Here is a 25948-nt window from a genome sequence, read left to right on the forward strand (position 1 = left end):
TTTCTTTTTTTACCACTTGGCATAAATCAAAGTTTTTTAATTAATATTTATTTTTTAAGCCTCAACTTCAACACTTGATTTTACACCTTCTACGAACACTTTTGCAGGTTTAAATGCAGGAATGTTGTGCGCTGGAATTTTGATAGTTGTGTTTTTAGAAATATTTCTTCCAGTTTTTTCAGCTCTAGTTTTAACGATAAAACTTCCAAAACCTCTTAAATATACATTATCACCACTCTCTAATGAAGTTTTCACTTCTTCCATAAATGTTTCAACTGTTGCTTGAACGTCTCCTTTTTCAATTCCTAATTTGTCAGAAATTTTAGCTACTATATCAGCTTTTGTCATTGTTATTAATTTTAGGGTTATCTATTAATTATAAGGGATGCAAATATAGGGATTTTAATTTCAATATTTCAAACCTAATTAATTAAAATTTAACCTTATAAAGAATTATTTTTGTCTAGATTTAAACTTTAAAATGAATTTCAGCTCAATCATAACTAATTGGTACTCAATACATAAAAGAAGCCTCCCTTGGCGAAACACTAAAGAACCTTATTACATATGGCTGTCTGAAATTATTTTACAGCAAACACAAATTACCCAAGGATTACCTTATTATGAAGCTTTTGTGAACAAATTTCCTACAGTTTTTGATCTTGCAAACGCAAAAGAAAGCGAGGTTTTAAAGCTTTGGCAAGGTCTAGGATACTATTCTAGAGCGAGAAATTTACATAAAACAGCTACTTATATTGCTAACGAATTAAATGGTACTTTCCCAGACACATACACAGATTTATTAAAACTAAAAGGAATTGGTGATTATACAGCTAGTGCAATTGCTTCAATTTGCTTTAACAAACCAACAGCTGTTGTTGATGGTAATGTGTATAGAATTTTATCTCGATATTATGGTATTGAAACTCCAATAAATTATACTGAAGGGATAAAAGAGTTTAAAAAATTAGCCACAGCTCTTATTGATAAAAATAATCCTGCTGAACATAACCAAGCAATCATGGAGTTTGGCGCTAGGCAATGCAAACCTAAAAATCCTGATTGTTCTGTATGTCCTTTTAAAAATAGTTGTATTGCATTGCAAAAAAATAGTATTGACAAACTACCTGTAAAACTAAAGAAAACTAAGGTTAGTAATAAGTATTACAATTTTTTGGTGTTTATCTCAACAGACAAAAAAACGTTATTTGAGAAAAGAACATATAAAGGTATTTGGCAAAATTTATATCAATTCCCGCTTATTGAAACTAAAACACCACTCAATATTGATGCCTTTAAAGCAAGTGCTAAGGTTAAATCGTTACTAAATGATATTTCATTTGAGTTTAGTTTATATAATGAGAAAGATATTGTTCATAAACTATCTCATCAACATTTATATACAAAGTTTTGGATTATTGAAGTTGACAAACTCCCATCTGAAGGTATTAGCATTTCAGAATTAACAACTTTTCCAACCAATATTTTGATTAGTAATTTTATAGATGAATTTAAATTTCCTATTTAAAGACTCACATTTTTTTATTACTTTTAAAAAAGTCAATGCAAAAGGTTAATTTTGCAATTAAATTTAAAGATATATGTCTGGAACCTTAAATAAAGTGATGCTGATTGGGCATTTAGGTGATGAAGTGAAAATGCATTATTTTGAAGGTGGAAACTGTGTAGGACGCTTTCCTCTTGCTACAAATGAAACCTATACAAACAAGCAAACTAATGAGCGAGTTACAAACACTGAGTGGCATAACATTGTTGTTCGTAATAAAGCTGCCGAAATTTGTGAGAAGTATTTAAGCAAAGGTGATAAAATTTACGTTGAAGGCAGAATAAAAACCAGAAAATGGCAAGATGATAAAGGTATGGATAGATACTCTACCGAAATTCAATGTACTGATTTTACTTTTTTAACCACTAAAAACGAAAGCCAAGGTCAGCAAACAACGCAAGCATCTACTCCTCCACAAAATGATCATGAAATAATGCATGATAAGGACGATGACTTACCTTTTTAACTATGTTTAACTAACAATTTATATATTGGACCCTGAACCCACGAGTTTATTAATAACATTATCAGTCGATAATGTTTCTTTAGTAATGAGTATTATACTACTCTTTATATTACTCCTTTGCTCTGCACTTATTTCTGGAGCTGAAGTTGCATTGTTTTCATTAACCCGATCAGATTTAAACTCTGGTTTAGAAGAGAGCTCTAAGCAAATTCAAATTATATCAAAACTTTTAGAACGACCTAAAAAACTCTTAGCTACAATACTTGTGGCCAATAATTTTATAAACATAGGTATAGTAATTCTATTTGCTTTTATTGGTGAAATGGTTTTTTATAATATTAAAATCCCTGTAGTTCGCTTTTTGCTTGAAGTAGTTTTAGTCACTTTTTTAATTTTACTTTTTGGTGAAATTATCCCAAAAATATATGCTAGTAGAAACAGCGTAAAGTTCTCAAAATTTATGGCTTATCCCATAAAAGTATTAGATGTGGTATTTTCTCCGTTGAGTGTGCCAATGCGCCATTTAACTATCTTTATTCATAATAAGCTAGGAAAGCAAAAATCTAATATAAGCGTCGATCAACTTTCACAAGCTTTAGAACTAACTCGAGAGAGCGACACAACTCACGAAGAACATAAAATATTACAAGGTATAGTATCGTTTGGTAATACAGATACCAAACAAGTTATGCGACCACGTATTGATATTTTTGCTTTACAGTCTGAACAAAAATATATTGAAATTATTCCAGAAATTATAAAAAATGGATATTCTCGTATTCCTGTTTATAAAGATAGTATAGATACTGTTATTGGTATTTTGTATGTAAAAGATTTGCTACCTTATCTTGATAGAAAGCAGTTTGATTGGACAACACTACTTCGTGAGCCATTTTTTGTGCCTGAGAATAAAAAACTTGATGATTTAATGGTCGAATTTCAAACTAAAAAAGTTCATTTAGCAGTTGTTGTTGATGAATATGGTGGAACTTCTGGTTTGGTATCTCTTGAAGATGTTATTGAAGAAATTGTTGGTGATATAAGTGATGAATTTGATGACGATGATTTGGCTTATACTAAAATTGATGATTACAATTTTAGTTTCGACGGAAAAACAACATTGAAAGAATTTTATAGAGTAATACATATTGAAGACGAATCAGATTTTGAAGATTATAAAGGTGAAGCCGAGACATTAGCTGGTTTTGTTTTAGAAATATCTGGTATATTCCCTAAAAAAAATAGTAAAATAAATTTTAAAAAATACATTTTTACTATTGAAGAGTTAGATAAAAAAAGAATTAAACAAGTAAAATTCACTATACCTAAATGATACGTCCAAAACGTTTTTTAATTCCATTATTCACTGCTGGACTAATGCTTTCATGTGGAAATGACCCTATTCCAAAACCTAGAGCGTATCTTCGGTTAGATTACCCAAAAGCAGATTATAAAAATGTTGATGTATCACTTCCTTTTACTTTTGAAAAAAATAAGCTTTCGAGTAAAATTAGATATATAAAAGCAGACTCATTAAATAATATTTATGGCATTGATATAGATTACCCTTCTTTAAAAGGGACTATATATTTAACCTATAAAAATGTAAGTGATAAAGAACTACTTCTAAATTACATTAGAGACGCTCAAAACCTTACACAAAAACATGCTATAAAGGCTGATGAGATAGTTGAACAACCTTATATAAATACTAAAAGTAAAGTTTTTGGGATGTTTTATGAGGTTGGAGGAAATGCTGCTTCTCAATCTCAATTTTATGTTACTGATAGCACAAAGCATTTTTTAAACGGTTCGCTTTACTTTTATGCTAAACCAAATTACGATTCTATACTTCCTGCTGCTGATTATTTAAAAAATGATATTAAGCACATTATGGAAAGTTTAAAATGGAAAGAATAATTTTTAATCTATACTAATAAAAAAGCCCATCAAAATTGATGGGCTTTTAATTTATTTATGATATTGTACTCTTAGAAGTTGTAACGAACATTTAAGTTCCAAGTTCTTCCTAAACCAAAGTAACCTTGGTTAGATACATTAATACCATTGTAAGTAGTATCACCTGGATTTGCAACATTAGCAGATCTTAATTCAGATAAATATACTTCATCAAAAAGGTTGTTAATGTTAACTCTAAAGTTTAATGAGTTAGACTTATCTTTACCTAAAAGCATTTTGTAAGACATACCAAAATCAACCAAATCGTAAGCTGGCAGTTCTAAATTTTCTTTACGAGCACTTACATTAGAATATAATTTATCGTATGTTCTCCAATCTGCATCAAACGAAAAAGCTTCACAAACTCTGTAAACAAAACCTGCACCAGCAGTAAATTGTGCAGCATCACCTACTTTACCACCATCAACATCTTCTCCAACTCTTTCTAAAACATTTCTGTCCTCATCTCTTTGTGTAGTAAATACATCTCCTTTGTATTCCCAGTTACCAACTGACACAAAACCTTTAACATCAAAGCCTTCAAATGGTTTAGCAACAACGTCTAATTCAAGTCCAGTGTGTAATTGCTCAACACCTTCGTTAGTAGTAAACACTTGTGTTCCAGCTAATACAGTAGTACCACCAATAACTTGATCAGAAGATAAAATTCTAGAGTTAGTTGTTACTCTATCTTTCCAAGACGTTCTGTAAGCATTTAAGTTAGCAGTAAAATATTGACTTTTAAATGAGTAACCAGCTTCTAATCCTAAGATTTTTTCATTTTGCGTTAAAGGGTTAATTTCATTTGTAAAGTTTAAGTAAATATTGTCATGATATGGTTGACGAGAATAGTAACCAGCATTAACATAAAACTTATTATCATCATTGATTAAATAAGCTGCACCAGCTTTAACGTTATATCCTGTGTTGTTTACTTTTTCAGAATCTTCAAATTGTGGTAGGTAATCATATCTATCAAATCTTTGGTGAGATTGAGAAGATACAGCTCCTTGGAAAAATGCAGTTAGGTTATCTGTAGCATACTCAAGTTGAGCAAAAAGACCACCATAAGAAATACGCTCACTATTATCATAATCAATACGTTGATCTTCTGCCATTGTATTAAAAGTAGCTGTCCAAGGGTTAGCTGCAAAAGATTCAGTTACCGTGTTAAACACATCAGAACCTGTTGTTTGGTGAGTGTTATCTCTTAATCTTCTACTTTCTGTCCAGCTGTTTAATCCTAAAAAGTTCTCAACTTGTCTAAAGTGAGTTCCGTAGTAAGTTCTTAAATCTGCTCCAGCATTTAATGTTACTTTTTCAGATAATTTAGTTTCAAAGTTAGAAACTAAACCATACCAGCTATGTAAGTTCATTGAAGATCTTATTAAATAAGCTGTACTGTTTCCAAAATTTCCATCTCCACCAGGAACATTGCTATTATTTTGAGCAATAGCATCATAATCTATTTGCCCATCTGCAGTTCTGATTCTGGCACTACTTCTACCGTAGTTACCAGTTCCTCCACCACGTCCCCATGATGCATAAAGAACAGTTGATAATGAAGAATTGTCATTTATATTCCAGTCCCAGTTTAAGTTAGCAACTGGCTTGTGGTAGAAGTTTCTTCTTTCAGTCATGTACTCACCATTCAAAGTTCCCCAGTTATTATTAAATCTTCTACCATTAGCTAAATAATCCGAAATACTTTTAGTGAAGTTTTGATCATGCCATTGTGGTGCACCTGTAATTAAGAAGTTAAAGTTATGATTATCATTAGCTTTGTATCCAACAGAAACAAAATAGTTTTGTCCTTGACCAAAAGTACCATCGTTATATCCATCACCTTGCCAGTGAGTTAACATTGCAGTAACTCCCCAACCATTTTCTAACATACCAGTACTGTATCCTAATGTAGTTTTAAAGTAATCATCATTAGCTATTCCTGTTTGTAAAAAACCACCTTGTCTTTTGTCAGTAGCTTTAGTTACAAAGTTAACAGTACCTCCAACAGAAGATATTGCAAGTTTAGAAGATCCTAAACCTCTTTGAATTTGGATTGCGTTAGCAATATCAGCCATTCCAGACCAGTTAGACCAGTACATTAAACCATCTTCCATTCCGTTAATTGGTTGGCCATTTAATAAGAAAGCTGTGTTATCTTGGCCAAAACCACGAACAGCTATTCTAGAATCTCCAAAACCACCTGCTTGTCCTGCAACATATACAGAAGGCGTGTTAACTAAAGTAGCAGTAATGTCGCTAGTTCCAATTTTTTCTTGAATCTCTTTAGCTTTAATTGTCGATACTGCTATAGGAGTTTGTCTTCCTTCAGCTAAATCGATAACTCCAGAACCAATAATAACAACTTCATCAAGTGTATTATCAGACAATAATTTAATAGTACCTAAATCTTGGTTACCATTAAAAGCAATAGATTTTGAACCAAAACCTACATAAGTGATAACAATCACTCCTGAGTTAGACTTAGTAGTTAATGTAAAGTTACCATCAAAATCTGTAGTAGTTCCATTCGTTGTTCCTTTTTCAACAACGTTTGCTCCTGGAAGTGGTGCATTCATATCAGAATCCATCACTTTACCTTTTACTGTGCTTTGTGAAAAAGCGACTGTAGTGCATAATAAGACTACAGCAATAGTTAAGAATTGTGTAATTTTTTTCATTTTTAGATTTTAAAATTAGATTTTAAATTTGCGGCAAAAATACATCATTATTACGATAATTTATTACCTAAATGTTAAGAATTTTTAACATGTTGAAATTACAAAAAATGAAAAATGAAAAAACAATAGAAAATTTAAGCTATAAAAAAGTTTTTAACAAAATTTATGTTAATTTCTTGTAGTATTCTAATATGTTTTTAGTAGAAGCATCATGTTTTACAATTGTAACATCATTGTTAATTTCGCTTAAAATTGTTGAAGCAAGTTGCTTGCCTAGCTCAACACCAAACTGATCATAACTAAAAACATTCCATACAACACCTTGAACAAAGATTTTATGTTCGTATAATGCTATAAGCTTCCCTAAACTTTCAGGTGTAAGTTTATTTATAAGAATTGTTGTCGTTGGTTTATTACCTTCAAAAACTTTAAAAGGAGTAAGCATTTTTATATTATCATCTGAAACATCTTGTCGTTTTAATTCTAGAACGACTTCTTCTTCAGATTTTCCATTTAATAAAGCTTCTGTTTGAGCGATAAAATTTGACATTAATTTATCTTGATGCTCTTTATTGCCATAGAGTGATTTTACAAATCCTATAAAATCTGAAGGAATTAATTTTGTTCCTTGATGAATTAACTGAAAAAAAGCGTGTTGTGAATTTGTTCCTGGTTCTCCCCAAACAATATTACCTGTCTGGTAATTCACCTTTTTTCCGTTTCTGTCTACACTTTTACCGTTACTCTCCATAATGGCTTGTTGAAGATAGGTAGCAAACTGATTTAAGTATTGAGAGTAAGGAATAACTGCTTCACTTTCACATTTAAAAAAATTAGCATACCATATACTTAAAAGTGCTAAAATAACAGGGATATTTGATTCAAATTTTTCATTCTTAAAATGCTCATCCATTTTGTGAGCTCCAGAAAGAAGTTGATCAAAATTTTCAAAACCTACAGATAAACTAATTGACAACCCAACAGCACTCCACAATGAAAAACGTCCACCTACCCAATCCCACATTGGAAAAATATTAGCTTCAGCAACCCCAAATGCTTTAACTTTTTCAATATTAGTAGAAACAGCAACAAAATGTTTCTTGATATCTTGCTCTGAAGCAGATTGTAAAAACCAATCCTTTATAGTTGTCGAATTTGATAATGTTTCTTGAGTTGTAAAGGTTTTAGAAACTATAACAAATAATGTTGTTTCTGGGTTTAATTTTTTAATAACTTCATTAACATGATCGCCATCAACGTTACTAACAAAATGAGTCGTTAATTGATTTTTATAATATTGTAATGCATCAACAACCATTGCTGGACCAAGATCAGACCCTCCAATTCCTATATTTACAATATCTGTAAATGGCTTGTTAGTATATCCTTTACGGTCTCCACTGATAATATCATTTGAGAAATCTTTAATTTTCTTTTTTACTTCAAAAACTTCTGGAATAACATTAACTCCATCAATAAAAACTTTTTTGTCTTTTGGACACCTTAATGCTGTATGAGAAACTGCTCGGTTTTCAGTTTTATTAATAATATCTCCGCCAAAATACTTGTCAATAGCTTCTTTTAATTTTGTTTCGTCAGCTAATTTTAAAAGCAATTCTAGAGTATCTTCAGTAATTCTGTTTTTTGAATAATCAATATAAAAATCTTCCCATTTTATTGTCATTTGATTTGCTCTATCATTATTTTGAGCAAACCATTGAGACATATGCACATCTTTAACAGCCTCGAAATGCTTATTTAAAAGCTCCCAAGATGCAGTAGTAGTTGGATTAATTGATTTTAATGACATTAATTGGATTGACTAACTAGGTTTTCTTCTTTAGTAGTTATATGCTTTTTCCCCTTTTTAAAAGGGATTTTATCTAACTGCTCTTTTAAAGGTTGAAAATAAGTTTTATACTCTTCTTTTAATTTATCTGGTATACTCTCGGCTGTTGGAAGTTTTTCTTTGAAAGGATCTACTTGCTGACCATTTTTCCAAAAACGATAACATACATGCGGACCTCCAGTATTCCCTGTCATTCCTACATACCCAATAACATCTCCTTGTTTTACATATTGTCCTCTCTTTACTGCTTGTTTACTCATGTGAAGATACTGAGTACTGTAAATATCGTTATGTTTAATTTTTACATATTTTCCGTTACCTCCTTTTTGTGTTGATTCGGTAACAGTACCATTAGCAGTTGCTAAAATTGGTGTGCCAATTGCTGCTGCAAAATCTGTCCCTTTGTGTGGACGTAAAGCATAACCATAATAAGCAATACGACGATTAAGATTATAACGCGATGAAATTCTACTAAATTGAACTGGTGCTTTTAAAAAAGCTCGCTTTAAACTTTTAGCTTTTTCATCAAAATAAGTTGGTGTTTTTTGTAGACTATCTGTTTTAAAACTAAAGGCATAAAAATCTTCTCCCTTATGTTGAAAATAAGCTGCTTGAATACTTTCTAATCCAACAGAAATATCTCCTTCAATAAATTTCTCTTTATAAATGATTTTGAATTTATCTCCTTTTTGAACTTTAAAAAAGTTAATGGTCCAAGCATAAATATCAGACATATCGTTGATTAACTGATAAGGTAATCCTTGTGCCTCCATAGTTTCAGATAATGAGTTCATTATTACACCTGAAGCTTCTTTTTCAATTACTGTTACTGGTTTGCTTTCATTGTAAGTAATTATAGAATCAGCAAATTTTATAACTACATAATCAATACTATTAGGCTGGTAAATAAAACATTCTGGTGTTTGAAGTGAATCTTTAGAGCATAATAAGGTGTATGGTTTTCCTATTTGAAGTTTACGAATATCAAACGATTCTTTAGCGCTTTCTGCAATATGAAAAATTCGTGGATAACCAATACTATTTCTTTCTAAAATAGTACCAAAGCTATCTCCATTTTTTATAGTATCTCTTTTTACCACATAATCATTAAGATTAAAACCAAACTCTATTACTTCTTCAGGTTCAACATAGCTCTGTAAATCATCATCTATAATATCTTTTTCATCATTTTTACAAGAAAAAAGACTGATGCAAACTGCAAGTGCTATTAATATTTTTTTTGAATGCATTTATGCTTTTTAGTTAGTTTAGTTTTAAATATCGTTTCCCCAGTTTTTTAATTCTTCATCTGACCAAAGCTCTGGGAAAAAAATTCGTCTTTGATATTTTGGATGCATATACTTTTTCCATTCGCTACCTCCTGTAGCTTCTACTTTCTTACTGCCACTTTCAATATAATGTTTTGCTGCATTATAATGTGCCATAACCCAAGTTACATTAACTGTATAATCGTAATGCCTCATTGCCTTAACCAAATCTTCGTCTTTTTGGTCTTCTTTAGGTAACTCCTTAAAACGAGTCCAAAGATTTTTAGTGTTATAGCTTTCCATAAACCTTAAAAACTCATCTTTATAACGATTCTCAAAATTAAGTAAAAGTGTTGATTTTTTACCTGTTTCGTAATCTTTTCCAGCAGCTTGCCAATACAAGTGCTCAAAAGCGTGCAAATATGGTGTATTTCTGTCAATATTTGCTCTAAAACGGTAATCAATTAAATTGATTAATTCGGTTGATGCAAATTCTATTAATCTATACTGTGCGCTTTGAAAACCACTAGCTGGAGTAAGAGTATTTCTAAACTTCATATATTGCTCAACTTCCATTCCTTCTCTCATAATATTAAAGGATGTTGTGAGCATATCAAAATAACGGCTAATGCGCATAATTTTACTTTCGAAAAAAACAACATCTAATTGCTGTTTTGTTGATACCTGTTCTATTTCCCAAAGTATCATTTTAAAAATAAGTTCATTAATTTGATGATAGGCTATAAAAACCATTTCATCTGGTAATGTGGTACGTTGTATTTGTAAGTTAAGTAATGCGTCAGTTTGTATATAGTCCCAATATGTAATAGGCTTACTGTAGAGTAAGCCTTCTAAATGAGTGTGAGTATCTTGATTAATGTTATTGTACTTCTTTTGAAGCTCTTCTAATATTGGATCAAAGTTTGGTTGATTAGACATGTTTTTAGTCAAATTGTATCTGAAATGAATGTTTTAAGCCTTTAAAAGCTTCCAATTCTGCTCTTAAAGAACCAACAGCTAAATCTGCCTGAACTTTTAAAGGAATCTTATTTTTATCTGCACTTACCCATAAGGTTAAACTTTCTTCTTCTTTGAATACTCGTCCTGCCATTACATATGGTCTGAATTTTAAGGTTTTTACTTTACCAAATTCAGTTTTAATTGTTTCTCTACCAAGAAATTTAAGTCTAAAGTTATAGTTTTCTTCATCAAAAAACATATTTAATGAAACTATATCTCCTTCTTTAATTGTGTCGGTATTATAATTATTACGAAGATAATAAAAGGCTGAGACCATATCTTGCACATTCTTTTCTGTTGAAAATGTGTTTTTGGTATTATGCTTTTTATTATTTACAAATGCTTTTTGACTAACCTGATCAAACTCAGTTTCTATATCTTTTGTGTGACCTCCTTCATCAATTTGTCTTATAGATTTATAAGGCAAGCCTGTATATTTATCAATATAACTTTCGTAATTGTCTTTTACTTTAAAAAACCATTTTATAGCTCCAGTTGTCCAACCTTTACCAACAACATGATAAACTTGTTTTCCTTTATAAGTTGTTTCTTCAACACTCATAGTGGCATTACCAGCTTTAAGCCATCCACTATAACTCATTCGAAATTTAAACCACTCACCAGATTGATATGCTTGCTCTTTTTGAGCAAGAGAAACCTGCATTGTTAAAATAGCCAATATTAAAAGTAGTGTCTTTTTCATCTTTATACTGTAATTGTAAATACTTATTTTCATTCTATTTTTTATCTAATAAATAGATTTACAATTACTGTTCCAAAAATATAAAAATTCTTGAATGTAGCTATATATAAGAGATGATACAGATGTTAAATAAATGTTTAATTTTCAATTTATTTGTTATAGTGTCCCTCTTTTTTCTTGTTCTCTTTCTATAGACTCAAAAAGTGCTTTAAAATTGCCTGCTCCAAAGCCTCGTGCTCCCATGCGTTGAATGATTTCAAAAAACAATGTTGGCCTGTCTTCTACTGGTTTTGTGAAAATTTGAAGCAGATAGCCTTCTTCATCTGCATCAATCATAATACCTAAACCTTTAAGTGTTTCAATATCTTCTTTCAGAGCATGACTATGTTCTTCTAGTCGCCCTGGAACTGCTCTATAATATTCTTCTGGTGGAGTTGATAAAAACTCAACACCACGAGATTTTAGTTTTGCTACTGTTGTAATAATATCGTCTGTTGCAACTGCAATATGTTGCACTCCAGAATCTTCATAAAAATCTAAATATTCTTCTATTTGAGAACGCTTTGCTGCTTTTGCTGGTTCGTTAATTGGAAACTTGATTCTTCCATTACCATTACTCATTACTTTACTCATTAAAGCTGAATATTCAGTATGAATTTGCTTGTCATCAAAAGATAAAAAGTTAACAAAGCCCATTACATCTTCGTACCATTTTACCCAAGTATTCATTTGTCCCCAACCAACATTACCAACCATATGATCAATAAACTTTAATCCTGTTGGTTCTGGATTGTAATCACTTTTCCACTCTACAAAACCAGGCATAAATGTTCCTTTATAGTTTTTACGCTCTACAAACATATGCACTGTTTCACCATAAGTATAAATTCCTGCTCTAACTATTTCACCAAATTCATCTGTTTCAACTTTTGGTTCCATATAAGATTTTGCACCTCGTTTGGTAGTTTCTTCATAAGATTTGCGAGCATCATCTACCCAAAGGGCAACCACTTTTACTCCATCGCCATGTTTAACGATGTGGTCGTTAATAGGCGATTTGCTATTTAATGGTGTTGTTAATACCAATCGTATTTTATCTTGTTTTAGCACATAACTTACCTCATCGCGTGAGCCTGTTTCTAAACCTTTGTAGGCGTACGATTGAAAACCGAATGCTGTTTTATAAAAATGTGCAGCTTGCTTTGCATTACCTACATAGAACTCTACATAATCGGTTCCTAAAAGTGGAAGGAAATCTTGTGCGCCTTCAAATATTTTTTCTAGTCCGTATTCTACTGATTTTATGTCTTTACTCATATTGTTTGTTTTTTAGCCCTGATTGAGGCGACATCCTTTTTGTTTTTTTACAAAAAGATATAGCCGAAAGCAGGAAATTGCTTCTAATTATTAATGGTCTAACCAAGATTTAAAATAATCTTCGTCAGCTATTTTTAATGCTTCTTCTGTAACTTTTAATGGTTTAAACGTGTCAACCATAACAGCTAACTCGTCTGTTTTTACTTTGCCAATACTTCGCTCTACAGCTCCTGGATGTGGACCATGAGGAATACCAGCTGGATGAAGTGAAATATGTCCTGCATCGACATCGTTACGGCTCATGAAATCGCCATCGACATAGTATAACACCTCATCACTATCTATATTACTATGGTTGTAAGGCGCTGGAATACTTTGTGGATGGTAATCGTACAATCGTGGCACAAAACTACAGACTACAAAAGCATCTGTTTCGAATGTTTGATGTACTGGAGGTGGTTGATGAATGCGTCCTGTTATGGGTTCGAAATCATGAATTGAGAACGCATAAGGATAGTTATAACCATCATAACCTACAACATCGAAAGGATGTGAGGCGTAAACCATTTCGAAAATATCGTTTTGCTTTTTAACTTTGATAAGGAAATCGCCAGATTCGTTATAGGTTTCTAATTCTTGTGGTTGGCGAATATCACGCTCACAAAAAGGTGAATGCTCTAACAATTGCCCAAACCAATTTCTGTATCGCTTTGGTGTATAAATTGGTCGTCGAGACTCAACTATAAACAATCTGTTGTCTTCAGTATCAAAATCTAGTTTATAGATAATTCCTCTTGGCACCAATAAATAATCTCCATATTTAAAATCGAGATTACCTAAATGTGTACGCAATTTTCCTGTGCCTTTATGAATAAAAATAAGCTCGTCGGCATCAGTGTTTTTATAAAAATAATCTTTGGTTGATTGTTTTGGTGCAGCCAAAATAATGCTACAATCGCTATTGGTTAATATTGTTTTACGGCTTTGCAAATAATCGTTTTCTGGCTTTACCTGAAACCCTCTAAAACGATACGATTGTATGCTGTTTTCTTTTGCAATTTTTGGAGCTACACTATATTGTTTTTTTATTTCCTTTACCTGTGTTGGTCGCTGTTCGTGATAGCTATTTGTTGACATTCCATCAAAACCGATGGTTCCAAATAATTGCTCGGAATATAAACTACCGTCTGGTTTTTTAAATTGTGTGTGTCGTTTAGGAGGTATACTCCCTAATTTATGATAAAATGGCATTTTTTTATATTTTATAGTTTGCCCTTTAGATTAATAAAAGGTGTAAAATAAATTTAAATAAAGATAGTGAAAATTAAAGAGATTCCTGCCTACGCAGGAATGACAAAAATGCGTAATTATTCAGGATTTCTTTTGATAAGAAATTTAAGAAGTAATAATATGTTTTCCCAAAACGGTGTCATAATGATACAAATATCGGAAAATTTTAATAATCATTTGTAACAGAAAGTAGTTAAAACCAAAACCCAACATTAAAAAACCATATGCTTTTATTGACTTCTGGAGACCATGACCATTTTGCCTCTATTGGTCCTAAAAATGTTTCGAATGCGTAACCAATAGCGTAGCCGCTATAATCTGGAGCAGTAATCCATTCGCTATCTTCAAAAATATCATCATCTACATTAGCAAAATTTGCTGAAGCTATTAAATGATGTTTTTTATATAGCTCATAGTCTACACTTATTGTCCCTTTTACAAAGCTATTTCCTATTATAGACACATAATCATACCCATAAAAAGAAATAAAATTATTAATGAAATTATTACCATAACCTCCAAGAGCAAAGTTTAATGAACTTGTTGTATCTGCTCCTATTTTAAAACCACCTTGTGACTGAATATTTATTGCTAATTTATCGTTTAAGCTAAACGCATAGCCAATATCTGCTTTAGCGATTGAAAATTGAGAAAACTCTTTATTAAAATTTGATGCATGAGCATATAAATGAAAATCTCCATTAAAATAAACACCTCGTTTTGGGAAATATTTATTACTATAAGTATCAAATTTAAGTGCTCCAAATACACTTAAGTAATCTGTGTTTTCAAAAATTAATTCGTCATCATCAACGTTATCAATAACAGTTTCTGATTTTATTTTAAGCCTTTTATGTTCACCTCCAATACTAAAAGCAAAGTCTTTTCTAAATAATGTTTGAAAATAAATTTGGTTTGTTTGGTCTTGCAGCTCTACATCTAGTTTATTAACACCATTAATGGTTTGTTGATTATTATCTAAAAATAATTGAGCGCTAACATTTTTATGAAATTGATTGAAACGTGATTTTAAACCAATACTCCAATAAAATCCTTTATCAATAAAGTACTCAAAATTATAACGCACATTATCTCCAAGGATTATATCTAAAGAAGCAACATCATTATCAAATAAAAATCTCTTTTTTGTTAAATTAACTAATGCTGCACTTTTATATAAATCGTCATAATGAACTCCAAGCCTTAAATATGTTTTTATATCATTCTCTTTTAGTGTTGCCTCTAAATCAAACCCTTCTTCGTTTTTAGTTTTATGTAACTCATATTGAAAGGTTTCAAAATTATTTGTTGCTACTAAATTATTTATTCCTCTACTAAAATCATCATAACTTAACGTTGTGTTAGTTTTAAACTTTAGTTTTCCTAAAATATAAGCTCTTGTATATCTTGTATTTCCTTTAAAACTTATACTGTTTATTGTTATACTATCTCTAGAAAAACTATCTGTATGTAATTCTCTAAAATCTTTACGTTTGGGTAAAGCGTTTAATTCATTTATTTTTTCTTTTGAAGCAAACTCGCCACTTTTAATAATTTTTCGACCTTCACTGAATGAGACCACTGTAAAATCTTTAATATCTGGTTTTATATAAATATTTGTTTTAGTTATTTTCTTCTTCATATCATTAATCGTCCTGTAATTATTGATTTGAAGTAATATGTCTGGTGCTGTTGTTAGCTCTTCTCTAGTTGACAAACCATCTTGTACATCAACACCAATAATAACATCCATCCCTTTTGCTCTTAATTCATCTATTGGATAGTTGTTTACAACACCTCCATCTATAAGAATTTGGTCATCAATTATTACTGGTTGAAATAATGAAGGGAATGCTCCACTAGCTGTTATGGCTCTTGCTAAATTGCCTTTATTTAAAACTACTTCTGCTCCAGTTTCTATATTAGTTGCTATACAAAAAAATGGAATTGGTAATTGTTCAAAATCATCAATCTCGCTTACATGAAGGGTTAATTTTGAGAGTAAGTTAAATACATTTTGACCTCTTGAAAGTGCTGAAGGTAATTTAACTTTAAAGTTTTCGAAAGGGAGTGTAACAGCGTATTTTTCTGAATTATCACGTTCATAAAATGTTTTTGCAGCTCTAGGAAGGTTATCGCTAATTATATCATCAAAATTTTGGCTTTTAAAAATAGAATCTAATTGTTTACCTGAATACCCTGAAGCATATAAAGAGCCTATAATTGCTCCCATACTTGTTCCAGCAATATAATCGACTTTAATCCCTAAACTATCAATAACCTTTAGTACTCCAATATGAGCAAACCCTTTGGCGCCACCACCACTCAACACAAGTCCAACCTTAATGCTATCTCTTGATTGTTCTTGTTGAGCATTTAAATTAAATGTGAGTAATAAGATTAATATGGTAAAAACGTATTTGTTCATTTAGATTTATAATAATTCACTATTTTTTTTGCTCTAGATGCTCCAACAACAGTTTCTAACTCTTTTTGGGTTGCTTCGCTTATTTTTTTAATCGTTTTAAAGTGCTTCATTAGCTCTACAATAGATTGCTCTCCTATTCCAGAAATTAACTCTAACTCTGTTGTTAATGCACCTTTGCTTCTTCTGTTTCTATGATGTTCTATTCCAAAACGATGTGCTTCGTTACGTAATTGTTGAATAATTTTTAGTGTTTCACTTTTTTTATCTAAATATAAGGGAATTGGATCGTCTGGGTAAAATAATTCTTCTAAACGTTTAGCAATTCCGATAATTGCAATTTTTCCTCTTAATTTTAAAGCATCTAAACTCTTTAAAGCTGACGATAATTGTCCTTTACCTCCATCAATAATTATAAGTTGAGGCAAGGGTTGATTTTCATCTAATAATCGTTTGTAACGTCTGTAAACTACTTCTTCCATTGAGGCAAAATCATCAGGTCCTTCAACAGTTTTTATATTAAAATGTCGATAATCTTTTTTACTGGGCTTACCATTTTTAAACACAACACAAGCAGCAACAGGGTTTGTGCCTTGTATATTACTGTTATCAAAACACTCTATATGTCTTGGCTCTGTTTTTAGTTGTAAATCGGTTTTCATTTGAGCCATTATGCGATTTACATGTCTATCTGGATCCGTTATTTTAACTTGTTTAAACCGTTCCATTCTGTAATATTTTGCATTACGCTCAGAAAGTTCTAAAACTCGTTTTTTGTCGCCTAATTTTGGTATTGTTACTTTAATATCTTCTCCCAAATCAACTATAAAAGGCACGTAAATTTCTTTAGATTTAGAATGAAATCGTTGGCGAATTTCTGTAATTGCTAATTGCAATAATGCTTCATCTGTTTCATCTAGTTTTTTCTTAATTTCTAAAGTGTGAGAACGTATTATAGAACCATAAGAAAGCTGTAAAAAATTTACATAACCATAACTCTCATCAGAAACAATAGAAAACACATCAACATTGCTGATTTTTGGGTTTACAACTGTAGATTTAGATTGATAGTTTTCAAGAATATCTATTTTTTCTTTTATTCGTTGCGCATCTTCAAACTCCATCGCTTTTGCATGAGTTTTCATTTGCTGTTTGAATTGAGAAAGTGACTCTTTAAAATTACCTTTTAAAATTTCTTTTATTGCTATAATATTTTGATGATAGTCGGTTTCTGTTTGCAAATCTTCACAAGGCCCTTTACAGTTTCCTAGATGATATTCTAAGCAGACTTTATATTTGCCTGCTTCAACTTTATCATTAGATAAATCGTAATTACATGTTCGTAATTGATACAAGCCTTTTATTAAATCTAAAAGTGTATGAACAGTTTTCATACTTGTATAGGGTCCAAAATACTCTGAGCCGTCTTTAAAAACCCTACGTGTTGAAAACACTCTTGGAAATCGTTCGTTTTTTATACAAATCCAAGGATATGATTTATCGTCCTTTAGCAATACATTATAACGAGGCTGATATTTTTTTATGAGATTATTTTCAAGTAGCAAAGCATCTGTTTCCGTTTCAACAACAATATGCTTAATGGTTACAATCTTTTTTACAAGAACTTTAGTCTTACCATAATCGTGGTTTTTAGTAAAGTATGAGCTAACACGTTTTTTTAAATCTTTAGCTTTACCTACATACAAAATTTTATCATCTGCATCAAAATACTGGTACACTCCTGGCTGATGAGGCAGTGTTTGTAATTGGATTTCTAAAGGCGGTTTACTCATAAAACCAAAGATAGCATTAATCTAAAAAAGATTTGAGCCTAATATTATTTGGTTACTTAATTTAACATAAGATTTTCATTACCTTGCAACACTATTTTATAATGTAATGCCTAAAAAAATTATTGGTCGAATAGATAAAGCCGATTTTCCTGCGCTCGATTTATTTGACATTGACATAAAAATAGATACTGGAGCATACACATCATCCATTCATTGCCATAAGGTAATTGTGGAAGATGGTGTGCTTAAATGTATGTTTTATGAAAAAAAACATCCTCTATATACTGGCAAGGAAGTAGAATTTAAGAGCTTTTCTAAAGCCAAAGTAAAAAGTAGTAATGGTATTGTTCAAACTCGTTATAAAGTAAAGACAACCATTGTTATTTTTGAAAAAAAATACAACATAAACCTTACATTAAGTACAAGAGAAAAAATGAAATACCCTGTACTTATTGGTCGTAAATTTCTATTGAAAAAATTTGTTGTTGATGTTGATCAAAAAAACGTATCTTATAAAGAAAAATTAACCCAAAGTGACAACTAAACAATAAATCTTCACTTTAAATATCATTAACTAAACACTTTTAATTTTATAATGAACATTATCATTTTATCTAGAAACCCTCATCTATATTCAACTCAACGCCTTGTTGAAGCAGCAAAACAACGCAAACACAACGTAGAAGTTATTGACCCTTTAAAGTGCGAGATAATAATTGAGAAAAGAAATCCTGCTATATTATACAAAGGACGAACTTTAGAAAATATTGATGCCATTATTCCTCGTATTGGCGCTTCAGTTACCTTTTATGGCACAGCAGTAGTAAGGCAGTTTGAAATGATGAAAGTGTTTTCTGTGGTGGAGTCTCAAGCTCTTGTTAGATCTAGAGACAAATTAAGAAGCTTACAAGTGTTATCTAGAGCTGGTTTAGGAATGCCTAAAACTGTATTCTCTAATTATACAAAAGATGTTGCTGAAGTTATTGAGTATGTTGGCGGAGCACCATTAGTAATAAAATTATTAGAAGGAACTCAAGGCTTAGGAGTTGTTTTAGCCGAAACAAATAATGCAGCAGAATCTGTATTAGAAGCTTTTAACGGTTTACAAGCACGTGTTATAGTTCAAGAATTTATAAAAGAAGCAAAAGGAGCTGATATTAGAGCATTTATTGTTGATGGTAACGTAGTAGGAGCCATGAAACGCCAAGGGAAAGAAGGCGAGTTTCGTTCTAACTTACATAGAGGAGGAAGTGCAAACATTATTCAATTAACAGATGAAGAAGAAAATGCTGCTCTAAAAGCAGCCAAAGCTTTAGGCTTAGGAGTTTGTGGTGTTGATATGTTACAATCTGCACGTGGACCATTAATTTTAGAAGTAAATTCTTCTCCAGGTTTAGAAGGTATTGAAGCTGCAACAAAAAAAGATATAGCAAAAAGCATTATTAGATATATAGAACGTAACGTTTAAGCCTTTATGAGCGAAAATTATAAAGACATTATTACCATTCTTGGACATGAAATTCCGCTAGGAACATCTAAAGAAATTAATTTTAATATTGCCAAACTACATACATCAACAAAAATTGATGTTCCTGTTATTATAGAACGCTCAAAAAAACCTGGTCCAACAATTCTATTTACTGCTGGTATTCATGGCGACGAGATTAATGGTGTTGATATAGTAAGGCAATTAATTTCAAGAAAAATAAACAAACCTAAAAGAGGCACTATTATTTGCATGCCAATTATTAACATTTTTGGCTTTTTAAATGCTTCTAGAGATTTTCCTGATGGTAGAGATTTAAATAGGGTTTTCCCAGGATCTGCAAATGGTTCTTTAGCTAGTAGAGTAGCATATAGATTAGTAAAAGAGGTTATACCAAATGTTGATTTAGTTGTCGATTTTCATACTGGTGGAGCAAGCAGATATAATGCTGCTCAAATACGAATAGTAAAAAATCAGCCTAAATTAGATAAACTAGCTGCAGTTTTTGGAGCTCCTTTTGTATTGTACTCTAACCACATATCTAAATCATTTAGAAATGCTTGTTTTCAATTAGGTAAGCCAATTTTATTGTTTGAAGGCGGGAAATCATCATTTATAGATAATCACATTTCTGATGTTGGTCTTGAAGGTGTTAAACGAGTTTTGGCACATTTTCAAATGCTCGATAAAAATTTTGAAGCATCTCCTATCGAAACACCATCAATTTATATTGATAGCAGTAAATGGTTACGAGCAAAACGCTCTGGAATGTTTAAATCTTCGGTCGAAATAAATACTAAAATAAAAGTAGGATCTATTTTAGGACAAATAACCGATCCTTATGGTAAAATTCACCACACTGTAAAATCTAATGCTAATGGCTACATCATCAATGTTAATGAAGCTGTTTTGGTTTATCAAGGTGATGCACTTTTTCATATAGCAACTGATGTAATTAAATAAAAAAGGTAACCTTTTAAGATGATTAAATCTGAATTAAGACATCTTTATAAAAAACGTCGACAGCAGTTATCTACTGAACGTATTGACGAACAAAGCTTAGCTATTGCAAATCAACTATTGCTATTAGATATTTGGAATCACTCTTTCTATCATATTTTTTTAAGTATTACCGAACATAAAGAAGTCGATACTGATTATATCTTAAATATTTTATCAGGTAAAGACAAAAACATTATCATTTCTAAAAGTGATTTTAATACTTTAAAAATGACTCATTTTTTATTAACCGATAATACAGTTATTAAAAAAAATGAGTGGAACATTCCTGAACCTGTTGATGGTATAGAGATTGCTTCTAATAAAATTGATGTGGTTTTTGTTCCACTTTTAGCTTTCGATAGACAAGGCAACAGAGTTGGATACGGAAAAGGATTTTATGATAAGTTTTTATCTGAATGTAAACCAAAAACTATTAAAATTGGCTTATCATTTTTTGAAGCTGAGGAGATTATTGATGATGTTTTTGAAACAGATATAAAATTAGATTATTGCATTACTCCAAAAACTGCTTATATATTTTCTGATTGATTTTCGTTTTCTGCTAGTTCTTTCTTTTCTCCAAAAGCTCTTTTATTAAAAACAATCAGCATACCAATTCCTGTACTTATTGCCATATCTGCTACATTAAAAACAGGTTCAAAAAAAGTAAAATAATCGCCTCCTATAAAAGGTATCCATTCTGGTAAAAACCCTTTCCACATAGGAAAATGGAGCATGTCTACTACTTTACCATGAAAAATAGTATCATAACCACCTTCATCTGGCAAAAACGTAGCCACTTGGCTATAACTATCGTTAAAAAGAACACCATAAAACACTGAGTCAATAATATTACCAAGTGCTCCCGCAAAAATAAGAGCTATAGCAACGATTAATATTTTAGAACCTTTCTTTTTTATGGAAGTTACTAACCAATAGCTTATACCTATAACTGCAATTATTCTAAAAATTGTTAAAAATAATTTTGCTGTTCTATCTGAAATGAAACTAATAAAATCGCTTACTTTAGTTCCCCAAGCCATACCTTCGTTTTCAACAAATACAATCTGAAACCAATTATAATCGAAAGCTCTTTCGTTAAGTACTAAATGTGTTTTAATATAAATCTTACTTATTTGATCGATAAGTAATATGATGACGATAAGTAAAACTGCTTTTTTTAATGACATATTTAAACTATGCTTGTTGCTGGCAAAAATAGAATTATTATTTAAATGAAAACGTCTTGCAATTGCAAGACGTTAATTAATATTACTATAACTCGTTTAATTCACGAGATTTCCTATTTCCAAGGAAATGTTATTGTTGCATATTTTTAGCTTCAATACTTAATGTTGCATGTGGTACAAGTTTTAATCGCTCTTTACCAATTAACTTTCCTGTAACTCTACAAATACCATAAGTTTTATTCTCTATTCGTATTAAAGCATTTTTTAAATCACGTATAAACTTTTCTTGACGAATTGCTAATTGTGAATTTGCTTCTTTACTCATTGTTTCACTACCTTCTTCAAATGCTTTAAAGGTTGGTGAAGTGTCATCTGTTCCGTTATTAAGGTCGTTCATGTAAGCACTCTTAATAAGGTCTAAATCATGAACTGCTTTTACAATTTTTTCTTGAATAAGTACTTTAAATTCTGCTAAATCTTTATCAGAATATCTTTGATTTGCTTCTACTGCCATAACTTTAAACTTTTTTAATAAACAATTTGGTATTTACATCATCAAAAGCAACTTCTATACCATTAGTTAAGTGTTCTAAAATTTCCAACTCTTCGGTTAAGGTCTCTGTTTTTATGTAATCTAAATTCTTGTTTATTGCATTAATAATTTGTTCGTCTTTTTGAAATTGTACTACAATTCTATCAGTAAGCTCATATCCAGAATCCTTACGTAAATTTTGAATTCTGTTTACCAATTCTCTTGCAATACCTTCTTTTTTTAATTCGTCTGTTAATGTAACATCAAGAGCTACTGTTAAAGCTCCTTGACTAGCTACAAGCCAACCTTCGATGTCTTGTGATGTTATTTCAACATCGCCTCGTTCCAAGGTAATACTTTTTCCATTAATTTGGACGTCTAAAATACCTTTTTGCTCGATTTTTTTGATATCATCTGCAGTAAAGTTATTAACCACGTTAGCAACAGCTTTCATGTCTTGCCCAAAACGAGGTCCAAGAACTTTAAAGTTAGGTTTAATTTGCTTTACCAAAATATCTGAAGCATCATCTAAAACCTGAATTTCTTTAACGTTTACTTCAGATTTAATCAAATCAGCAACAGCTAATATCTCTTCTTTTTGAGATTCACTATCAATAGGAATCATTATTTTTTGAAGTGGTTGGCGTACTTTAATTTTCTCTTTAGCTCTTAACGATAATACTAAAGATGATATTGTTTGTGCTGCTTCCATTTTACGTTCTAATGACTTATCAACAAAAGAGGCATCAAACTTTGGAAACTCTGCTAAATGCACACTTTCAAAAGTTTCTTTTTTGGTCACTGAATTTAAATCTAAATACAATTTGTCCATAAAGAAAGGTGCAATTGGAGCTCCAAGTTTAGCAATCGCAATCATACATGTATAAAGCGTTTGGTAAGCAGATACTTTATCTTGTTGATAATCGCCTTTCCAGAAACGTCTTCTACTTAAACGCACATACCAGTTACTTAAGTAATCTTGTGTAAAATCTGAAATAGCTCTAGCCGCTTTTGTAGGCTCGTACTCTGCATAATATTCATCTACTTTTTGAATTAATGTGTGTAATTCAGAAAGTATCCAACGATCTATTTCTGGTCTTTTTTCTAAAGGCAAATCTGCTTCAGAATAGTTAAAACCATCTAGATTTGTATATAAGGTAAAGAATGAATATGTGTTATAAAGCGTACCGAAAAACTTGCGTTTTACTTCTTCAATTCCATCTAAATCAAACTTTAAGTTATCCCAAGGATTTGCATTAGCAATCATATACCAACGCGTTGCATCTGCTCCGTAAGTTTCTAATGTTTCAAAAGGATCGGTTGCGTTACCTAGACGTTTAGACATTTTTTGTCCGTTTTTATCTAAAACTAATCCGTTAGACACTACATTTTTATATGCTACAGAATCAAAAACCATTGTTGCAATGGCATGAAGTGTATAAAACCATCCTCTTGTTTGGTCTACACCTTCTGCTATAAAATCGGCTGGAAATGATTTGTTTTCGTCAATCAGCTCTTTATTCTCAAAAGGATAATGCCATTGTGCATAAGGCATTGAGCCAGAATCGAACCAAACATCAATTAAATCTGCTTCGCGTTTCATTGGTTGCCTTGAAGGTGAAACCAATACAATTTCATCAACAATGTTTTTATGCAAATCGATTTTTGCGTAGTTGTCTTCAGAATTATTTCCAACTTCAAAGTCTTCAAAAATGTCTTTTGCTAAAACTCCTGCTGAAACAGCTTTTTGCATCTCTGCTTTTAATTCTTCAACCGAACCAATACAAATTTCTTCTTTTCCATCTTCAGTTCTCCAAATAGGTAACGGAATTCCCCAATAACGAGAGCGCGACAAGTTCCAATCGTTTGCATTTGCTAACCAATTTCCAAAGCGACCTTCTCCTGTAGATTTTGGTTTCCAATTGATGGTCTCATTAAGTTGAAACATTTTGTCTTTAACATCTGTTACCTTAATAAACCAAGAATCTAAAGGATAATATAGAATTGGCTTATCGGTTCTCCAGCAATTAGGGTAACTATGTTTATATTTTTCAACCTTAAAGGCTTTATTTTCTTCTTTTAATTTAATGGCAAGTTCAACATCTATTGAGCGCTCAGGTGCTTCACCATCATTATAATATTCATTCTTAACATACTTACCAGCAAATTCTCCCATTTCTGGTCTGAATTTTCCTTGCAAATCTACAAGAGGTACTAAGTTACCATTCTCATCTTTTACTAACATTGGTGGTACTTCTGGCGTTGCTTGTTTAGCAACCATAGCATCGTCTGCACCAAAAGTAGGCGCTGTATGAACTATTCCTGTACCATCTTCAGTCGTTACGAAATCTCCAGAAATTACTCTAAAAGCATTTTCAGGATTATCATTTGGTAAAGTATATGGCAATAATTGTTCGTAGGTAATGCCTACTAAATCTTTTCCTTTAAATTCTTTTACTACGTAAAAAGGGATTTTCTTATCGCCAGATTTGTAATCTAACAATTCTGGTTTAGTTTCAACTTTATTAAATTTTCCATCGAACTGACTTCCAACTAAATTTTTTGCTAGAATAACATTAATTGGCTCGAAAGTATATTGATTATATGTCTCTACTAAAACGTAATCTATTTTTGGCCCAACAGTTAATGCTGTGTTACTTGGAAGCGTCCAAGGTGTAGTTGTCCAAGCTAAAAAGTAGATTGTGCCTTCGTTTTGTAAAAAACTAGGAAGTGAACTTTCGTTAGCTTTAAATTGAGCTACTACAGTTGTATCTGTTACATCTTGATATGTGCCTGGTTGATTTAACTCATGTGAGCTTAAACCTGTACCTGCTTTAGGCGAGTAAGGCTGAATAGTGTAGCCTTTATAAAGCAATTTTTTATCGTAAATCTGCTTTAATAACCACCAAACAGATTCCATATATTTTGGTTCGTAAGTAATGTATGGATTATCCATATCTACCCAATAACCCATTTTTTGAGTAAGGTCATTCCAAACATCTGTGTAACGCATTACTGCTTTACGACAAGCTGCGTTGTAATCTTCAACTGAAATAATTTTACCAATATCTTCTTTAGTAATACCAAGCTCTTTTTCTACGCCAAGCTCTATTGGTAAACCATGTGTATCCCAACCAGCTTTACGCTTAACCTGAAAGCCTTTCATGGTTTTATATCGTGGAAAAATATCTTTAATAGCACGAGCTAATACGTGATGAACTCCTGGAAGTCCATTTGCTGAAGGAGGCCCTTCAAAAAATACGTAAGGTTTATTACCTTCTCTTGTGGTAACACTTTTATCGAAAATGTCTTTTTCTTGCCAGTATTTACCTATTTCTACGGCTATTTTTGGTAAGTCAAGACCTTTATATTCAGTGAATTTACTGCTCATTATATC

General features: G+C 31.3%; 21 protein-coding genes. 8 read left to right on the plus strand and 13 right to left on the minus strand.

Annotated features, from left to right (window positions below):
• Positions 1–54: 54 nt before the first annotated feature.
• The gene (locus IEW41_RS05740) at positions 55–348 is read right to left on the minus strand and encodes an HU family DNA-binding protein (RefSeq protein WP_188605338.1); all 294 of its coding nucleotides are present in this window, start codon (positions 346–348) and stop codon (positions 55–57) included.
• A gap of 133 nt (positions 349–481) precedes the next feature.
• Here IEW41_RS05740 and mutY point away from each other — a divergent pair, with 133 nt between their 5' ends.
• From mutY to gldD, 4 genes are all read left to right on the plus strand, one after another.
• The gene (gene mutY / locus IEW41_RS05745; RefSeq protein ID WP_188605339.1) at positions 482–1528 is read left to right on the plus strand and encodes an A/G-specific adenine glycosylase; all 1047 of its coding nucleotides are present in this window, start codon (positions 482–484) and stop codon (positions 1526–1528) included.
• Between the two features lie 73 nt (positions 1529–1601).
• Complete coding sequence (locus IEW41_RS05750; RefSeq protein ID WP_188605340.1) at positions 1602–2033, plus strand: single-stranded DNA-binding protein; 432 nt, start codon at positions 1602–1604, stop codon at positions 2031–2033.
• 25 nt (positions 2034–2058) lie between these two features.
• Positions 2059–3366 carry a gliding motility-associated protein GldE gene (locus IEW41_RS05755; protein ID WP_188605341.1) on the plus strand — a complete coding sequence of 436 codons (1308 nt, stop codon included), beginning with the start codon at positions 2059–2061 and terminating at the stop codon, positions 3364–3366.
• Positions 3363–3953: a gliding motility lipoprotein GldD gene (gene gldD / locus IEW41_RS05760; protein WP_188605342.1), complete on the plus strand. Its 591-nt coding sequence runs from the start codon at positions 3363–3365 to the stop codon at positions 3951–3953. Before IEW41_RS05755 ends, gldD begins: the two co-directional genes overlap by 4 nt.
• Positions 3954–4024: 71 nt before the next feature.
• Here the strand turns inward: gldD and IEW41_RS05765 are convergent, their stop codons facing one another.
• The 9 genes from IEW41_RS05765 to uvrC form a co-directional block, all read right to left on the minus strand.
• A complete protein-coding gene (locus IEW41_RS05765) occupies positions 4025–6676 on the minus strand; it encodes a TonB-dependent receptor (protein WP_188605343.1) in 2652 nt (883 codons plus the stop codon).
• Between the two features lie 163 nt (positions 6677–6839).
• A complete protein-coding gene (pgi, locus tag IEW41_RS05770) occupies positions 6840–8486 on the minus strand; it encodes a glucose-6-phosphate isomerase (RefSeq protein ID WP_188605344.1) in 1647 nt (548 codons plus the stop codon).
• On the minus strand, positions 8486–9775 hold the full coding sequence (locus IEW41_RS05775) for a M23 family metallopeptidase (protein WP_188605345.1): 1290 nt from the start codon (positions 9773–9775) through the stop codon (positions 8486–8488). Before IEW41_RS05775 ends, pgi begins: the two co-directional genes overlap by 1 nt.
• A 24-nt stretch (positions 9776–9799) precedes the next feature.
• Positions 9800–10732, minus strand: a complete 933-nt coding sequence (locus IEW41_RS05780) for a tryptophan 2,3-dioxygenase family protein (RefSeq protein ID WP_188605346.1) — start codon at positions 10730–10732, stop codon at positions 9800–9802.
• A 4-nt stretch (positions 10733–10736) separates the two neighbouring features.
• Positions 10737–11516 (minus strand): DUF3108 domain-containing protein, encoded by a 780-nt coding sequence (locus IEW41_RS05785; protein ID WP_188605347.1) that lies wholly within the window; start codon positions 11514–11516, stop codon positions 10737–10739.
• Between the two features lie 156 nt (positions 11517–11672).
• Positions 11673–12833 carry a 4-hydroxyphenylpyruvate dioxygenase gene (gene hppD, locus IEW41_RS05790; protein WP_188605348.1) on the minus strand — a complete coding sequence of 387 codons (1161 nt, stop codon included), beginning with the start codon at positions 12831–12833 and terminating at the stop codon, positions 11673–11675.
• 90 nt (positions 12834–12923) lie between these two features.
• A complete protein-coding gene (locus IEW41_RS05795) occupies positions 12924–14084 on the minus strand; it encodes a homogentisate 1,2-dioxygenase (RefSeq protein WP_188605349.1) in 1161 nt (386 codons plus the stop codon).
• A gap of 232 nt (positions 14085–14316) precedes the next feature.
• Positions 14317–16551, minus strand: a complete 2235-nt coding sequence (locus tag IEW41_RS05800) for a patatin-like phospholipase family protein (protein ID WP_188605350.1) — start codon at positions 16549–16551, stop codon at positions 14317–14319.
• A complete protein-coding gene (uvrC, locus tag IEW41_RS05805; RefSeq protein ID WP_188605351.1) occupies positions 16548–18341 on the minus strand; it encodes an excinuclease ABC subunit UvrC in 1794 nt (597 codons plus the stop codon). Before uvrC ends, IEW41_RS05800 begins: the two co-directional genes overlap by 4 nt.
• A gap of 106 nt (positions 18342–18447) precedes the next feature.
• Here uvrC and IEW41_RS05810 point away from each other — a divergent pair, with 106 nt between their 5' ends.
• The 4 genes from IEW41_RS05810 to IEW41_RS05825 are packed head-to-tail and all read left to right on the plus strand — an operon-like array spanning position 18448 to position 21378.
• Positions 18448–18885 (plus strand): ATP-dependent zinc protease family protein, encoded by a 438-nt coding sequence (locus IEW41_RS05810; RefSeq protein WP_188605352.1) that lies wholly within the window; start codon positions 18448–18450, stop codon positions 18883–18885.
• A gap of 51 nt (positions 18886–18936) precedes the next feature.
• Positions 18937–19809, plus strand: coding sequence for a 30S ribosomal protein S6--L-glutamate ligase (gene rimK / locus IEW41_RS05815; protein WP_188605353.1), 873 nt, complete (start codon positions 18937–18939; stop codon positions 19807–19809).
• Positions 19810–19815: 6 nt separating this feature from the next.
• The gene (locus IEW41_RS05820) at positions 19816–20790 is read left to right on the plus strand and encodes a succinylglutamate desuccinylase/aspartoacylase family protein (RefSeq protein WP_188605354.1); all 975 of its coding nucleotides are present in this window, start codon (positions 19816–19818) and stop codon (positions 20788–20790) included.
• 18 nt (positions 20791–20808) lie between these two features.
• The gene (locus IEW41_RS05825; protein ID WP_188605355.1) at positions 20809–21378 is read left to right on the plus strand and encodes a 5-formyltetrahydrofolate cyclo-ligase; all 570 of its coding nucleotides are present in this window, start codon (positions 20809–20811) and stop codon (positions 21376–21378) included.
• Here IEW41_RS05825 and IEW41_RS05830 read toward each other — a convergent pair.
• From IEW41_RS05830 to ileS, 3 genes are all read right to left on the minus strand, one after another.
• Entirely contained in the window at positions 21360–22019 is a 660-nt protein-coding gene (locus IEW41_RS05830) for a lipoprotein signal peptidase (protein WP_188605356.1), read from the minus strand. The genes IEW41_RS05825 and IEW41_RS05830 overlap by 19 nt on opposite strands.
• Before the next feature lie 130 nt (positions 22020–22149).
• Entirely contained in the window at positions 22150–22533 is a 384-nt protein-coding gene (locus IEW41_RS05835; RefSeq protein WP_188605357.1) for a TraR/DksA family transcriptional regulator, read from the minus strand.
• A 4-nt stretch (positions 22534–22537) separates the two neighbouring features.
• On the minus strand, positions 22538–25942 hold the full coding sequence (gene ileS / locus IEW41_RS05840; protein WP_188605358.1) for an isoleucine--tRNA ligase: 3405 nt from the start codon (positions 25940–25942) through the stop codon (positions 22538–22540).
• Positions 25943–25948 lie beyond the last annotated feature (6 nt).

Source organism: Aquaticitalea lipolytica (genome assembly GCF_014641635.1).
Classification (GTDB): domain Bacteria; phylum Bacteroidota; class Bacteroidia; order Flavobacteriales; family Flavobacteriaceae; genus Aquaticitalea; species Aquaticitalea lipolytica.